This is a genomic window from Legionella oakridgensis ATCC 33761 = DSM 21215 (genome assembly GCF_000512355.1).
GTDB lineage: Bacteria > Pseudomonadota > Gammaproteobacteria > Legionellales > Legionellaceae > Legionella_A > Legionella_A oakridgensis.
The window spans coordinates 2381973-2398765 of record NZ_CP004006.1; the positions used below are offsets into that span (position 1 = coordinate 2381973).

The following is a 16793-nucleotide window of genomic DNA, read 5'->3' on the forward strand; positions in this document are numbered from 1 at the left end:
CTGAGATTTTCATTATAAGATCAGACGATGACGAAAACAACTTACTCCTCTATTAACTCAGCCATGGATTGCTCGTCATTATCTATAAATTTTGCAATAATTTTATTAATATCCCGGGCTATTTGATCTCGACAGACTTGCGTTAATGGTCCATTAATGGAAATTAGATAATCACCTTTCTGATTCCTTGAAAATAAAATCCATAGTGAACGATTACCTATGGGGCGATCTTCACTGCCAAAATGGTTAGGATACTGATAAGTAAGATTGCAAAAACTCATATTTTCGGCTGTTTTACTAAAAAAAGTAGGTGTAATGTTAATAAGCACTCGCAGTCTTTCTGGTTTTTGCGGCGCAATTTTTAAATTAAATAGCTTATGCAAACGCTGTTTGATTAGCGTATTATTGCCAATAGCTTCCGCCCAACTTAAATACTTTAGATAATAATCAATGACTAATGCATGGAGCTTACTCTTTTTAAATGGTTTCGTCAGAAAAAGTTTGTTCCATACGTAAAACAAATAATGGCGAATGGCTAATCCAGCGCCTTTGAATTCACTATTTTTGATGACATGAGAGCATGGTTGATAAGGCGCCGTTTTTAATTGTTGCTTTTCAATCCGTTTTATAAAATCAATCCATGATTCATGTTCATTTAAACTGAGATTTATTCGTTTATATTCTGAGAACACCCCTACAACCGCATTATATTGACTGCCTTCTCTACCGCTATGAATCAGAATAATTGGCATTTTCTTTTGACGACTCAGTTTGTAAAAAGCCAGATGACAAACAGCAAGCAATCCTGTGCTGATATTAGTATTGTTTGCTCTATGCCATTCTATAAATTGCTGCACCCGTTGGGAATCAATAGCGTAATGGAATAAATAATGAAGTTCGTCGCTCGCATTTACCGTATTATAATGTTCACGTCCAAGGTACAACATCTTAAAACCTTTATTATACTCGCGCCAAAAATTAATTTTATCCTCCAGATTTTTTGCGTAGAGATCATTATTTTTCTTAACAAAATTGAGAAAGGTTTCTCGTTCTGGTTCTGCAATCAGCTTTTTTCCAAGCATTAGCATTTCATAGGTTTTTTAAATTGATTGAACACAAGATCGCACGAGGGCCCATCCACAATGATATGCGGTATCATCATGTGTAATTCATGTAAATCACTATTGATTTTATAAAGGTATACTCTAATCAACGGACCTTTTGTTAAAGGAATAAGGCGCAGCATATTGTTATAAAATTCTTGCTGCAACACCCTGTCGTCATGGTTTAAAGACATATCATTATAAATTAATTCAAATTGTCCTTGCTTCTTTAATACTTGCACAGGCACTTCTTTGTTAAACTGCAACCAAAAAACACTATTTTGCCCAATAACAAATTCAAAAGCTTGACGAACATATTCTTTATTCAGTTTGCCATTTATCTGCAACTGTGTACCAATGTTATAAGCATAATCGAGTTTATTGAGCACCCAAAATGTGTATTGAAAATCACACAAGGCAATTTCTTCTTGAATGCAGTTTTCTTCCAGTTTATCTGGATTCTTATCAAGAACATGGTGTAATTCATCGGCAATATTTTTAGCGATTTTGCCAATGCTTGGTTCATTAATAAAATACTCTATGGATAAAGTAAGCGCTGGACATTGTAATTTGTCATGGATCCGATTTCTGATTTCTATCGCCATCAATGAATCCAGTCCTAATGAAAATAATCCATCGTCTACATTGATTTGATTGGCATCATCGAGTGCTAACACTTCTGCCGTAATTTCCCGTAAAGCCTGGCTCAACCTGGGAATATATGCTTCCGTCGGCTGTTGGCGAAGTGCGTTTAAAAAGTGCTGATTGGTGGCTGGCCGATTTTTAATAAGTTCTGAAAACCATGGCTGCTTTGGTGAGTATTTACAATAAAGTTCCCAGTTTACCGGGCACACAGCAATCTGAGGCAATTGACTTCTCAATAAAACATCAAGAAGTTCAATACCCTCTTTATCCAATAAGGTAAAACCATGGTGCTCTAAAGCCTGAGTCAGATGAGCCGTCATTCCCATCGCTTGAAAAGGCCCCCAGTTAATTGCAATGGCTGGTAAGCCTTGCTGTCGTCGCAAATGAGCTAATCCATCTAGAAATCCATTGGCAGCGACGTAATTGGCTTGTCCTCTGGCACCCAATATAGAGGCTGAGGATGAAAATAAAACAAACATATCCAATGGGATCATTTGGGTTAATTGATGCAAAATAAGGGCGCTATCCATTTTCGCACTTAAGACCGTTTGTATTGCTTCATCGCTTAAATTAATAAGCAAACCATCCTGGACAACTCCTGCAAGATGAAACACACCTTGCAGAGGTTTAGAACCTTGTTCAATATCCGCAATGATCTTTTCCATTTGCTGATAATTACTGGCATCCGCTTGGTAATGTTTAATAAACACTTGTTCTTTTCTTGCTGTTTCAAGCAAATTTTTTATATCGCCGCCCCCCGAGCGGCTTATAAGAGCAATATGTTTAGCACCTCGTTGCATGAGGTAGGTAATTAATACCTTGGCTATCCCGCCAGTACCACCGGTAATCAAATAACTTGCATCACTCTTAAACAGTATTTCCTGTTGTCCAACATTGGCAGGGAGCGGAGTTTTCCTTAATCTGGGTATATAAATTGAATCTCTAACAGCAAATTGGTTCTCAGAATAATTGGCGGTAAACAAGTACTTTAATATCTCAGATAAAGTATTCTTTACGCCCAAATCAACGGTATAATTATGGGGAAATTCAAACTCATTACTAAAACTTTTCCAAAACGCGCTGGCCATTGTATGATACGGATTGACTTTATCTTTATCATTCACTGCATAAGCCTGTTCAGTCACCAAAATAAAGCAATTGGGTTTGGATTTAAACAAGGTTTGGCAACAATGAAATAATTCATTGAATTGTGTTTGCTCATACAGAAAAACGATATTTTTATCCTCAACGTTCTTCACCTCATCAAGATTAGAGACGCATTGATAAGGAAGGCCGGCTAATACAGTTTTCGCTTTCTCTGGATCTTTAGCGATAACCAATAATTCTGGTACAAATGCTTGCGCTGAAGTATTTAGCTTAAAAGGATCCCATTGGATCTGATACAGTTGTTGTAATAGAGGTTCATAAGAAATGCACTGATTGCGAGTGATTGGCCGTAGTTTAAGTTGTTCAATATCCCCTATCAGCAGGCCTGAATCATCGTAGAATTTAATATCAAAGCAACGTTCATTCTCACTCTCTGAACTTTGTTGGCTTACATACACCCATACATGTCGTGGGATTTCCTGAAAGGTGGTCATCTGTTTAAACGCATAGGGCATATACGTTTTATAGTCAGAATCATTCATCCCCAACAGTAAGAGGCTTTGCATAACGCCTTCCAAGGCAAGCGGGTGGCAATAATAGCCGTCTCCATGATCGCGCTTCACCCTCACTTTAGAGAGTATGCTGTCTCTTTTAATATAGGCTTCTTGCAAAACCTGAAATTCCTCGCTGTAACATAAAGAGTGTTTTTTAAAATAGTCATACAGTTGTGATGACTCCATCCGTTCCCTAAAGGAGGATTTTAATTCATCTATATTCAACGAATTAAGACTCGATGATAATGGTGAGCCTATTTCCATATCAGACAGTAAGTACCAATGCTCCGCTTGTCTTGCAAAGACATTAATTTTGTATTTTTCCAAACCAATTGGTTTGACCTGTAACTGAAGCTCTTGGACTTGTTTGGGATAGAATGGACGTTTAATATGAAATGGTTCAATCCGGATAGTATTTTGTTTCAATACAAGCTTAGCCGCTGCCAAACCAGACTCGACATAGACAGAGACAGGCAAAACCATCTTATCAAATACACAAGATTGCTTGATATAAGTTAAAACCTCCAAATCCAGTGTTTGATTAAATAAATATTCATGATTGGGTAATGACAGCATTTGTCCTAGCAGAGGGTGCACTACATTCATACATGCGGCATTATTCCCCTTTTTATCCAACCAAAACTCAGTATCATCAAACGCATAATTAGGCAGCGTAACTTTTGTAAATTCATAACGACTGATTTTATAATAAGATGTCCAATCTATTTGTCCACCTTGTAAATAATTCGCCATTAATGATTTAAGTACCGTATCCTCATGCAAGTCAAAAACGTTATTTTCATGGGATAAGGCAAACTGACCCGCACTTAACTTGCGGCTGGCTTCAGCACAACTTGAAGCGATCATGGCCAATCGCCAAGAATAATGATTGCGGCAAGTGGCGACGGTAAAACATACATCGCCAAAATCATGCTGTGTGGTGGCTAAATAGTGCTGATAATGACGAGCCAACTTATCCAAGGCAGTTTTAGTCTTGGCCGACAAAACGAGCAAATATGTTTTAGTAGGCTTGGGTATGACTTGCTCTGCATGCTCGGGAAACTCTTGTAAGATGACGTGCGCATTGGTACCACTAAAGCCAAATGCATTGACGCCTACGCATTTCAGTCTTGTAGAACTCCAATCCATCGTTTGCAACGCGAGGCGTGCGTTATTTATTTTTATAGCTGGATTTAATTTATTAAAATTTAAATGTTTATAAATTTTCTTCTTTTGTAAGCTAATGATGGCTTTAATCATACCAGCAACACCGGCAGCACTTTCAAGGTGGCCGATGTTTGTTTTAACTGTACCGAGGTATAAAGGATTCTCAACGCTGCGTTGCTGTCCATAAACATTGTTAATGGCATGAACCTCGATGGGGTCGCCTAAAGGAGTACCTGTTCCATGCGCCTCAATATACTCGATGTCATCGGGTGATAAGGTTGTTTGACTCAACGCTTTCAGCATGACTTCTTCCTGGCTTTTCCCGTTAGGCACGGTTAAACCCGCGGATTTACCATCATTGTTCACTGCAGACGCCTTGATAACAGCCAGAATGTGATCATTATCGCGTATGGCGTCGGTTAACCTCTTAAGAAATACCACTCCGCACCCTTCACCTCTGGCATAACCATCGGCTTTTTCATCAAACGTTTTGCATTGACCATCGGGCGATAATGCATTGGCTTTGCATAAAGTAATATTTGATTCTGGCAGTAATAAGATATTTACACCACCAGCCAGTGCGTAATCGATTTCGTGATTCTTCAAACTCTGGCAGGCATAATGAATTGCTACTAAGGAAGAAGAACAAGCTGTATCAACACTAATGGACGGCCCCTTAAAATCAAACGTATAAGCAACCCGTCCCGGGATAAGGTTCAATACATTCCCCGTGATGGAATAAGCACTGAGTTCCTCATTAGAAAACCCTGATTTTTCTAATTGGGCATAGTATTCATTAGGACCTACACCAGCAAACACACCCGTTAGACTGCCGCGTAAAGCCTCAGAAGGATAATTTGCATGTTCCAAAGCCTTATAACAGCATTCCAAAAAAATCCGTTGCTGCGGGTCCATTAATTTTGCTTCACGAGGACTAATGCCAAAAAAATTTGCATCAAACCGCTTGATATGCTCTATTAATCCAAGTTTATTAACATAAGATTTTCCCGGCGCTTCCTTATTGGGATCATAATATTTTCTATTGTCCCAACGCTCCATTGGAATATCTTTAATGCCACTTAATCCTTTTTCAAGCAGTGATTCAAAAGCCGTAATATCCGGTGCATTAGGAAATGAACAGCTCATACCAATCACAGCAATGGCACTGTCTACCAACAAAGGTGTTGATGGGGAGCCATTTTCTTTAACTAAATAGTCATTAAGCTCAGATTCAATGTATTTTGCCAGTTTGTTAATGGAAGGGTAATTAAAGCCAATAGAGACGGTTATCTTAAGATGCGGCTCCAGCTTTTTTTTAAGCGCTGTTGCCATTTCTGTTATCATCAGGGAATCAAAGCCAATTTCAAAAAAACCGTCATCTTCGTTTAAATCTTCTGTTGCTGATAACTCCAGAATCTCTTTGCAAATATCAGATACCATATCCCTGCAAGCCTTAAATCTTCTATGATCGTCAAGTTTAAGATAGGCACTGACCCACGGTGACAGATTTTGGCTGATGGGCTCAACCGACGTCAGCTCATCCACCAAACATTTATGAAATACCGGTAACGGCTTGGGCACAAAATCCAGCATGAACTTAAGATAGTCAGGAGAAATGATGGTCGCGTGTTCAAGCTCGCCATTGATAAGAATCTTAATAAATGAAAACCCTTGCTCTTTATCAATCAAGGCTCGTTTTAAATCTTGATTGCGAGAGCGCTGTTTTGCCATGCCAATCTCGCCCCAAGGTCCCCATTGGATAGTGGTCCCAACCAATCCTAAACGTCGGCGTTCAGCCATTAAAGCATCCAAAAAGCTGTTGGCAGCGCCATAGACGGATTCTTTATTGCTTCCAAAGGAAGAAGAAACAGAGGAATAAACAACAAAAAAATCAAGATTGCAACCCTGACTAAGTTCATGCAAATACCACCCGCCATTGACCTTGGCAGAAAATAAATAGTCAACATTTTCGTCTTGATGTGCAAGCAAAGGAGCTTTAATGGCAACCCCTGCAGCATGAATGATGCCTTTTAATAAACCATCCTCGTTCAGTTCTGACAATAAATGACGCAGTTCTTCTTTATTGCTGACATCCAGGCTAAGGGGGCGAATGGTTGCATCCGAATAAGTCAATTGAATCTTCTTGATGGATTCTTTGAGTCCAGGTTTATCCACCTGTCTTGAGATAAGAATTAACTCTCTTGCCCCCGCTGATAATAAAGCCTGGGCTGTGACAAGACCCAAATCACCGCAACCGCCCGTGATTAAATAACGACCCTTACTGTTCAACGTCTGTTTTTTCTCAGTCAACGTGATTTTTTTTAAACGGGCAGCCAAGCGCTTATCATTGCGATAGGCGATGATGTGTTCGTAGCAGTCACCATGATTATGATTTATTTCGGCAACCACCCGTCCTGCATGATGTTCATCGCCAGCGTTATCCACATCGATGAGAAGTGTATGATATTGAGGCAATTCTAAAACCAGTGTTTTACAAAATCCGACAAGCGGAGCATTGCTAAGATTTAAGTTACCCGCAGGAAGTTCTGCTATGCCATTGGTCGTTAGCACAATTAATTGCAACTCCACGGCTTTATTATTTAATTCTTTAAGCAAATTTAAGAGTTTTTTTATGACGTTTTTTTGAAAATCAATCATCACGTCAATATCGTTTGTCGAAGCTGGCTCTAGACTTGCTGCAAAAATAATTCCACTGAGCTTATCTAATGAATAAGACTCATCTTCTAAGATAACTTGCAATCCTTGCGCCCTAAAACCAGCAGCTAATGGCTTAGCGCCAATTAAAAGCCATGTATTTCCTTGTATTTTGCTATTATTCCTATCAAGAGCCACAGCCTCCCATTGCACCTGAAAGGCCCACTCCTTAGGCACTGGTATCTCTTTGAGTTTGTCTCTATCATCCACCCAATGTCTTACACGAACAAATTCATATAAAGGTAATTTGACCTTTTCAAACCCATCACCAAAAGTCTTATAAAATCCCAGCCAGTTAATAACACCACCTTCCTGATAAACTGCTTGCAGTTGCTCTAGTGTGGACGGTTGCTGAATCAAATCTTTTTCTTTTTTAATTTGATGGATGGTATATGCATGCCGGGCAAGCATAGCTGCCGCCTGTTTAGCAGAATTCGCTTTAATCGCGACTCGAACCAGAAAATGACTGCGGCAAGTGGCTGCGGTGTAACATATATCAGCAAACTCATCTTGAGTATTTGCTAGATATTGTTGATAACTTGATAGTAATAATTCAAGAGCAGGTCTACTTTTTGCCGATAGAACTAACAAAGACTCTTGGGGAAGTGTGCGTGCGACTTTTTCTTTGGCAGGAGCTTCTTGCAAAATCAGGTGGGCATTGGCACCGCTAAATCCAAATGAACTGACCCCTGCATACCTTAACCCCTCTTTCTTATGCCAATCGATATTATTTAACGGAATAACCGCATTTTTTAATTCAATTTCTGGATTGAGTTTTTTGAAATTTAGATGCATGAATAATTGTCGAGTTTGTAAGCTTAAAACCGCTTTGATAACACCGGCAATCCCTGAAGCACTTTCACAATGGCCGATGTTTGTTTTTACCGAGCTTATATAAAGAGGATTATCTGGGCTGTGAGAGTCACTAAAAATTTTAGTCAGGGTATTGGCTTCTATCGGATCTGCTAAAGACGTGCCTGTGCCATGCGCCTCAATGTAATCAATATCCTTTGGCGACAAGTTTGACTTGGCAAGAGCGCTACGAATCACTTCCTCTTGTGCTATTCCATTAGGAACTGTAAAACCACCGCTCTTACCGTCACTGTTCACGGCAGAGCCTTTAATCACGGCAAGAATGTTATCTTTATCTTTAATTGCCGCACTCAAACGCTTGAGTACTATCACGCCACATCCTTCGCTGCGCGCATAGCCATCAGCATCTTCGCTAAATGTTTTACAGCGACTCTCAGGCGACAACATCCTGGCTTTGGATAGCGTAATATTGGAGTCCGGCGTCAGTAATATATTAACACCCCCAGCAAGAGCCATATCACAATCACCGGCCTGCAAGGAGAGACAAGCATTATGGATGGCGGTCATTGATGAAGAACAAGCCGTATCTATTGCCTGTATTGGACCATTAAAATCAAAAGCATAAGCAACACGTCCTGCCAACGCATTTAATACATTCCCAGTGGCAAAGTAAATGTTCAGATCGTCTAAACCCACCCCTTGATTCGCTAACACGCGTGGATACTCATTGGTTCCAACCCCAACAAAAACCCCTGTTTTACTGTCTTTAATCACATCAAGCGCCAGATTTGCATTTTCTATGGCATGAAAGCTTGTCTCCAGAAACACACGTAATTGCGGCGACATAAACTTAGCTTCACGAGGACTGATATTGAAAAACTCCGCATCAAAATTTTTTATATCATCGATTAGGCCAAGTTGTTTGATATACAAACGACCCAAAGCATCCCTCTCGGGATCATAATATTTATCATTATCCCAGCGCTCCAAAGGAATATCAGCCATACCACTTTCACCGTGTGCTAATAACGATAAAAATTCATCGATGTTAGCCGCTTTTGGAAAACGACAACTCATGCCAATAACAGCAATAGGTTCAACATCCAAGATATGAATGACCGGTTGCCGATGAACAGGGGCAGGCATAATGACTTGCTGTAAATACCTCGCCAATTTATCTACCGTTAAACTAGATGAGGACAATGAAGGAGGTATTTTATGCCGCGGAGAAAACATCGCTTGCAAGTGATGATCAAACGTCTCCATGAATGGTTTGGTAAGACCTAAGGCTTCAAAATCCTGATATTCATCCACATGCTCTTTTTTCAAAAGAGTTTGTAGTTGCGACAGGATCTTTGTTTTGATTGTTTCTATTTGTTGTTCTTTAGACTGCTGATATAAGTTATCCAACCAGTGAGAGGTATTCGTATGTTCTCTTGCTTCATGCCAATAAGGCTTTCTATCAAAATGATACAGCGGTAAATTAACCTTATTGTATTGAGTATCGGCCACATCCAGCCTTATATTGGCTCCTGACAAATAATATTCATAAATTTGATTGGCATCCGGCGCTATGGTTTCAATATCTTTTTTTATGACTGTTTTTTTCAGCTCATAGTCTTCGGATTCAATTCTTTTAATAAGTGTTTCTTTATCATTGGCGATAATGGCACAGCGATATTTAAAATGGTCCCGGCAATTTATTAAGGTATAACAAATATCCCCCAAGCTTGCGGGAGACTCTCGCAAGTACGGTGCATAATGCGCCATCATCTGTTTTAATGAATATTCGCTGTGTGCTGAAACAGCAAAACAATAGGGTGCAGCGTTCTCCGCCATAGTGGACTTTAATTCAATCTCTGGCGGCTCTTCAAGAACAATGCCCACATTCGTGCCACTAAAGCCAAAATTGGATATTTGCACGTATCGCTTTTTGTGTTTACGTTTAATAAAAGGAATCGTCTCAAGAGGCAAAAGAGCCGGAATGCTTTCCGGCTCGATGGATTTATTAGGCGTTGAGTAATGCAAATTAGGAGGAATGGCTTCATATTTTAAGGCACATAAGGCTTTAATTAGTGAGGCAATACCAGAAGAAGAAATGGTATGGCCCAAATTACTTTTTAATGCGCCAATCACCAGTGGCCTGTCTTTAGAATGATGACCTTGATGGACGCATTGAATGGCATTAAATTCCACCGTATCACCAACCACAGTACCTGTTCCATGCGTTTCAATATAATCAATATCATGGGCTTCCAAGTGGGCCTGTTTCAATGCTGCTTGCTGTAAGGCAATTTGTGCTCTTATATTAGGAGCGGCTAATAGTCCCTCACCATCCTGGTTCATGACAATGCTTTTTATAACCCCATAAATGTGGTTGTGGTCTTTTATGGCATCATTTAATCGTTTGACGATAATGACTCCACAACCTTCACTGCGTGCGAAACCATCTGCACTAACATCAAAACTGCTGCATTGGCCAGAGGCTGATAACAAGGTTGCTTTGGTTAAAGCCATAAAACTTTCTGGACAAAGACCAAGATGAACACCACCAACAATAGCCATGGAGCAGTGTCGATTTTTTAATGCCAAGACAGCAAGATAAAGAGCAGACAATGAAGACGAGCATGCCGTATCAACTGCCATGCTTGGCCCTTTTAGATTTAAAAACCGGGACAGTCTTCCTGCTGCAGCACTATTGGCTATCCCGATTGGGGTAAAAGCATTAAACAATATATTGTCTTTATAATTGAGTTGACTGTATTCATGGGTAGAAATGCCACAGTATACACTCGTACTAGAATCGTTTAATGAATGAAAAGGGATATTCGCGTGGTTTAAAGCTCGAATTGCGACTTCCAAAAAAAGACGCTGCTGCGGGTCAATTTGTTTTGCCTCAGCAGTAGATATTTTAAAAAAAGCGGCATCAAATAACTGGATATTATTTAAAAAACCTCCTTTCCGACTAATTATTTTATCGGCTTTCTTCCTGTCAGTATCATAATATTCATCAATATTCCAACGATCTTTGGGAACTTCTTTAATAGAAGTTTGTTTTTTAATTAACATTTTATAAAGTGCATCAACATCCTCAATATCTGTCTCCACTCCAGGAAACTGGCAATTCATTCCAATGATTGCAATTGGCTCATCAAGAACATCTTTTACGTCGTTTTCTCGATTTTTTTTAACCACTTAAGTGCTCCCAATAATGCCTGGGTAAGGAGGCGATACTAAGAAAAAATGAACATAGCAATAATAAGACAGGTTCGCAATGACTGGACTTATGCATGGATAATTATTGAAAAAACCAAGAAAAATCATAGGATACTGCTAAAGTCGCGTTAAAATATTACAACACCTATTCCATTTATTGTGAGATATTGTTTTCTATCGGCTTCATTGTCTCCTGTTTAAAAATCATACTAGAGGCGTATCACAGCTCGAAACATCGCTAATAAAGCATGTTCGCAATGAATTTACAAAGACGCTCCTTCTTATTTAATAGCACAAAAAAAGCCAACAGAACAAAAAATACTGAAATAGTATTTTGCATTTCTATAGTAATAGCGTTGTTATTTATTACGAGAGAAGTGTTTGGTCAATTAACGTGGGGCTGGTCTTTTGTTAATCCTACGAGTATTGTTCTACTCCCTGTATGTGCTGTTTTCCCATGCAAGCAAGAATAATTATCAACAACCATGACATCGCCTTCTTGCCAAGCGGTTGATACGGTGTTTCTGGCAATAGCATCGTTTATTATGTCAGTTTCCAGTTTTGATATCATTTGACCATCCCCATAAAAAGCAACATAAGGCAGAATGTTCATATGCATTAAGATAAAACGCGCAAAAGGATTTTTGATATTGCTATTGATGATGAAATCTCTATGGTAGAGAAAACCATTGCTGTGATTACTTTGGTTGAACCAAACGACTTTGCCAGTCACGGGATGATTACGAACGGCAGGCAAGGTTATTTGGGTCACTAAACCATCACCTTTTTTTGTCCATTTAAATTGATGCCCCATTTTTTTAAGCGTACGTTCTATTTCATTTTTATCGTTTGTTTGAAATGCGTTCATCCATGTTTTGCAGAAAAGACTTTTATCTAGTGTGCGAATGAATTTGTGCCGGATGCTATTGCCGTAATAATAGCGTTTATAGAGAATTCCTTTGGACTGTAATTTGTATTGTATGTCCTCAGGAAGAGAAAGCCATAATTTGTGCCCGTCAACCAAAGGAGTATGTCCTCCAGTTTTTGCTGCATGCATGCAATTAAAATACATATGGGTTGGAAAATCATGTTCATAGGATTTTTCATTATGCACAGGGATATCGCCCGGAAAAGGTTCTGCAAAAACATAGACTCCTTCTGCAAGCTTATGGCGCGGTATTGTACATATGCCGTACTCATTGTGTGAACCCAAGTCGCACGCATTAATTATCTCTAAAAATTTCTCAATAGAGTCCACCCTAAATCCACGCAATAAGACAGCACCGTATTTGAGTAAATGCTCTTTAAATGCCGTATTTTCCTTCTTAAGAAATTGTACCAAATAATGACTATGAGCTTGCGTCTCATTCTGTGCCTGTAGGAGTAAGGGTAATTTTTGCTCATTTATATAACTAAAATGAAGGTCTGCCATAAAAGCCCCTGTTATTACTCCTTTTTAGCGTAAACCATATGATGGTTAAACCCTAAACTTTCAAACATGGGGTTTTTACAAACCTTGATGGAAAAACCTTGCTCACGTAAAAAATCTGCAAGTGTTGCTACTCGATTGTCTATATTATGAACTTCTATGCTACATTGTTTAATCATAGAAAATTGTTTCGGATGAATACTTTTTATCACATCCATTTCTGCACCTTCTACATCTATTTTTAGAAAGTCAATACGATTTAACTGATTGGTTTCAATAAAATGACTTAAAGAAGTCAATTTACATCTGACTTTGGTTTCCAAAGTTTGCTTCTTGTAATTTTTTTTACTAAATAATGTCGCATAAATAGCAGGTATTTTAATTGGTAATATAATGTCTTATTAGTGGTTTTAGTGATTTCTAATAGAGTAGTATAATTTAATAATGGGGCATAATTTGAGAGAAGCTTATCCTTTTTTCTGTAAGTTGCCGTCGCAAAATCTTTGCCAAAGAGAGTAAAATCTCTATAACAATCATTAGTAACGTTAGAAATTCCTTCATTATAAATTTTCGCAATATTTTTATGAGAAGCCAAATTTTTTTCCAGGCATTGAAAGGTGGCAGGAATGGGCTCAAAACTATATATTTGTGCGTTACCATTACATTGGCTAATGGCAAATAAAGAAAAAATACCAATATTTGCACCTACATCAACAATCACTGAGTCAGGATGTAAAGTAAGAAAATCTGATAAGTAAGTCAGTTGATGAAAAATTTCATAAATTAAAAACTGAACCTCAAATTCATTAACAAAATATAATTCTCCAATGGAAAAATGTTTTTTCTGGATCGGATATAGCATGAGTTCATTCCTTAGATTTCCCCACCTTGGAAACCTTGAAACTGGGTGACAATATATAGTGGCGATCTTCCAACATAAAATCTGGATTCGGCGTTTGAAAGTTAATTAAAGGAACCATCGCTTCTTTGCCAAACTTCAATAAGTCCCAATATCCATCAAGATCATTGGCTCCTGGAAATTTTACAGCCATACCGACCATGGCAACTGTGTTTAAGTGGTAATTCGTATCCATTATTTGAAGCCATCCATGCCCCTAGTGGCACTAATAAGTCTTTTTAAATATAGGCTATTTAGAATCAAATGACCATCAAACCCTGGTCATTTTTACTTCCCGCTATATATGCTATACATTAATGGTTAGGGCTTATGCAAAACCAGATGATTTGCTCTAAGTGCAGGTGGAACTTGATGGCCGTCTATAACTTATTTCACAAATTATATCAAATTTTATCCAGAAAGAGTTGGGGGGCTAATAAAAGACGGCTGACTGAGGAACTGATTTCTAAGCAAACCCAATATTTCTTAGAAAACTATCAAGAACATTACGATGGGTTGTTTTATTCGAAGCAACAACTTCAACAAATACGTGATGAGCGCCTGAGGTCATTATTAAGTTATGCAAAATTAAATTCACCTTGGTATCAAGAAACACTGGCTCATATTGATATTCAGAACTTCACAGAACAACGTTTAAATGAGTTGCCTACCATAAACAAATCCATCTTAATGAACAATTGGGATGCAATAGTCACCGATCGCAGCCTATCATTAGAGCTTGTTGAAAAACACCTTGAACAAAAAACTCATGACATCGACACATTATATCTTTTTGATCGCTATCATGTAGTAACAACAGGCTCAACCAGCGGTAAACGAGGCGTTTTTATTTTGGACTGGGATGAGTGGAATACCTATTATACTTGCTTTACACGCTACCCATTATACAATCACGAACGCACTCAGCTTCTCATTAATCAAGCCCAAAAACTCAAGGTTGTTTTCTTTTTTACAAGAAATACAAGATTCTCAACTTATGCTTTCATCAAATCCTTTCAATTCAATGTCAACGACAATTATTGTTTTCCAATGACAGCTCCATTAAATCAAATTTGCGCTGATCTTAATCAAATTCAACCTGATATTATCTCATCAATGCCTTCTTTTATTTATAAATTATGCCAAGAAGCCCATGTTGGACGACTAACCATTCGACCTAAAATTATTTTCGTTAGTTCAGAAACACACTATGAACCATTCCAAATCTCAATAAAAGAAACATGGCCTGATGCAAACGTCTTTAATATATATGGCTCAACGGAGGGAATAGTCGGGTTGAATTGCCGTGCCAATCATGATGAGATGCATTTAAATGAGGATTTTTGTATTGTTGAACCCGTTGATGAAAATAACAAGCCGATTGCTAAAGGTGTATTGTCCAACAAACAATATATAACCAATTTGTATAATTATACCCTTCCATTAATTCGTTATGAATCCTCTGATCATCTGCGATTTTTAAATAAAACTTGCGATTGCGGAATACAGCATCAGCTTATTGTTGCTCCAGGAGGGCGCTCTGAATTTGATTTTATTTACTCAACAAACATCTATATAAATCATTCTCTTTTTGTGAGGTTGCTATTAGCAGAAAAAAATATTCAAGAATATCAGGTTGTACAAACGCAACAGGGAGCAGATATTAGAATTTTAACGAAAGGTTTCGTTGATAAAATTAAATTACAAGAAGTCATTGCAACACAGTTAAGCGAAGCTGGTCTATTGCAACCTAAAGTTAATATCATTGAAGTGACACAATTTGATTATCTATCATCAGGCAAATTAAAACGATTTTTAAAAATCAATAGGAACTACGGAACAAAATACACCCCGTCCAGTACTTCAACAAAACTCGACTTTTACTAATCTCATTCTTTTGAATGAAAAGAGGATGTTAACAGGAGTACTAAAGAAACCAGTAACTATTAAGAGTTGTAAAGACTTCAACTCGCTAGAAATGGTATAATTTTGCTTTCAACGGTAACATCGTCTTGAACAATGACCATAAGAATTTTTGTCTTTAGCTTGCTGGCCAGCATCCAGGCCATGGCTGCCCCTCGTTTTACTCCTGCAGAACCATTACCTGCCACTTATTACGTCATAAATGGCCCAGCCCTGTGCGCAACGGCTAAAGAAACTCTGGCTTATTTAAATAAAGGCACTCACTATGATCCTTCCGTCATTCATGAAGGCAAAGTGTTTAAAGTACCCCTTTTGCAAGTCAAAGCAACTTTGGCATTTATTTGTCAGCATCAACATCAACTGAATGATCCTGCTTTTATTAAAAAACATTTTGATTTTATTCGTTGGTATCCAGATTTAGAACAGGCCAAACGTCTTGCCGCGACAAAACCACTGCTTGCCAACTTACCTAAAGACAAAATTTTAATGACCAAATATTACGTTCATCTTGCCAAAGCATCCACCCACCCAACCTCAGCTTACCCTTTTCCCTTGCATGCTCTTCCTAAAGATGAAGAACTTATGTCACTTGAAATAGCAAACGCTAATCCTAATCTCACCCGTTTTCAATATGGGAAACAGGCGATATTAAAAGGCGCATTGGTTAACAACAATGTCCCCGTTTTGGCTTATATAACTCGAGATGATTTAGAAGCAGCACTCTTGCAAGGCACGCTTGTGGCAAATTTTGGTAATCAAATAAAAACGTTTAATGTTCATCGTCACAATAACGTTTCTTACGATAAAACCAAACATCCTTATGCCCAAGAGCGTTACTGGTATTTTAAGGAGGTAGACGGCATTAAAGGCTATGGTAAAGACGCGGAACATAAAATCACAGTCGATAGCGAGGTTACGTTTGCAGCAGATATCGAGCAGTTTGGCCTGGGAAAACTGTTGATGGTGCAATACCCTGACCAGACAGGAAAGATGATAACGCGCGCCGGTATTTTCGCCGACACAGGCGGAGCATTCCAAGATAACTTATATCAAGTGGATTTTTTAACAGGCAGTTATGCCGGGCAAAAAGATTTTTATCAAGCCAATCGCCATTTACCCAATTATGTGGCTGCCTACTTTATGGTGTTAAAAAAATAGTTTCCGTACGTGTATCTTGATGGATAATGTTCAAGGAGAACCATGAGCAATGCAGAAAATTCGTA

Annotated in this window: 6 protein-coding genes and 1 pseudogene; 2 read left to right on the forward strand and 5 right to left on the reverse strand. The window is 38.5% G+C overall.

Annotated elements, in window-relative coordinates; translation table 11 throughout:
• Window positions 1-41: 41 nt before the first annotated feature.
• From LOA_RS11570 to LOA_RS11585, 5 genes and pseudogenes are all read right to left on the reverse strand, one after another.
• Window positions 42-11299: pseudogene (locus tag LOA_RS11570) on the reverse strand (SDR family NAD(P)-dependent oxidoreductase).
• A gap of 406 nt (window positions 11300-11705) precedes the next feature.
• Window positions 11706-12752: a TauD/TfdA family dioxygenase gene (locus tag LOA_RS11575; protein ID WP_025386476.1), complete on the reverse strand. Its 1047-nt coding sequence runs from the start codon at window positions 12750-12752 to the stop codon at window positions 11706-11708.
• Between the two features lie 14 nt (window positions 12753-12766).
• Entirely contained in the window at window positions 12767-13048 is a 282-nt protein-coding gene (locus LOA_RS15590; protein WP_238551250.1) for an FkbM family methyltransferase, read from the reverse strand.
• Window positions 13045-13611, reverse strand: coding sequence for an FkbM family methyltransferase (locus LOA_RS11580; protein WP_238551251.1), 567 nt, complete (start codon window positions 13609-13611; stop codon window positions 13045-13047). The genes LOA_RS15590 and LOA_RS11580 overlap by 4 nt, the downstream gene beginning before the upstream one ends.
• A 4-nt stretch (window positions 13612-13615) precedes the next feature.
• A complete protein-coding gene (locus tag LOA_RS11585) occupies window positions 13616-13843 on the reverse strand; it encodes a beta-ketoacyl synthase N-terminal-like domain-containing protein (protein WP_025386477.1) in 228 nt (75 codons plus the stop codon).
• 176 nt (window positions 13844-14019) lie between these two features.
• Between LOA_RS11585 and LOA_RS11590 the strand changes: the two genes are divergently transcribed.
• Together LOA_RS11590 and LOA_RS11595 are read left to right on the forward strand one after the other, a co-directional pair.
• The gene (locus LOA_RS11590) at window positions 14020-15534 is read left to right on the forward strand and encodes a phenylacetate--CoA ligase family protein (RefSeq protein WP_025386478.1); all 1515 of its coding nucleotides are present in this window, start codon (window positions 14020-14022) and stop codon (window positions 15532-15534) included.
• Window positions 15535-15666: 132 nt separating this feature from the next.
• On the forward strand, window positions 15667-16728 hold the full coding sequence (locus LOA_RS11595; RefSeq protein WP_025386479.1) for an MltA domain-containing protein: 1062 nt from the start codon (window positions 15667-15669) through the stop codon (window positions 16726-16728).
• Window positions 16729-16793 lie beyond the last annotated feature (65 nt).

Excerpts from the sequence above, each read along its gene's own strand:
- LOA_RS11575 (WP_025386476.1), bottom strand. The coding sequence starts at position 12,752 with ATGGCAGACCTTCATTTTAGTTATATAAATGAGCAAAAATTACCCTTA.
- LOA_RS11580 (WP_238551251.1), bottom strand. The coding sequence starts at position 13,611 with ATGCTATATCCGATCCAGAAAAAACATTTTTCCATTGGAGAATTATAT.
- LOA_RS11585 (WP_025386477.1), bottom strand. The coding sequence starts at position 13,843 with ATGGATACGAATTACCACTTAAACACAGTTGCCATGGTCGGTATGGCT.
- LOA_RS11590 (WP_025386478.1), top strand. The coding sequence starts at position 14,020 with ATGGCCGTCTATAACTTATTTCACAAATTATATCAAATTTTATCCAGA.
- LOA_RS11595 (WP_025386479.1), top strand. The coding sequence starts at position 15,667 with ATGACCATAAGAATTTTTGTCTTTAGCTTGCTGGCCAGCATCCAGGCC.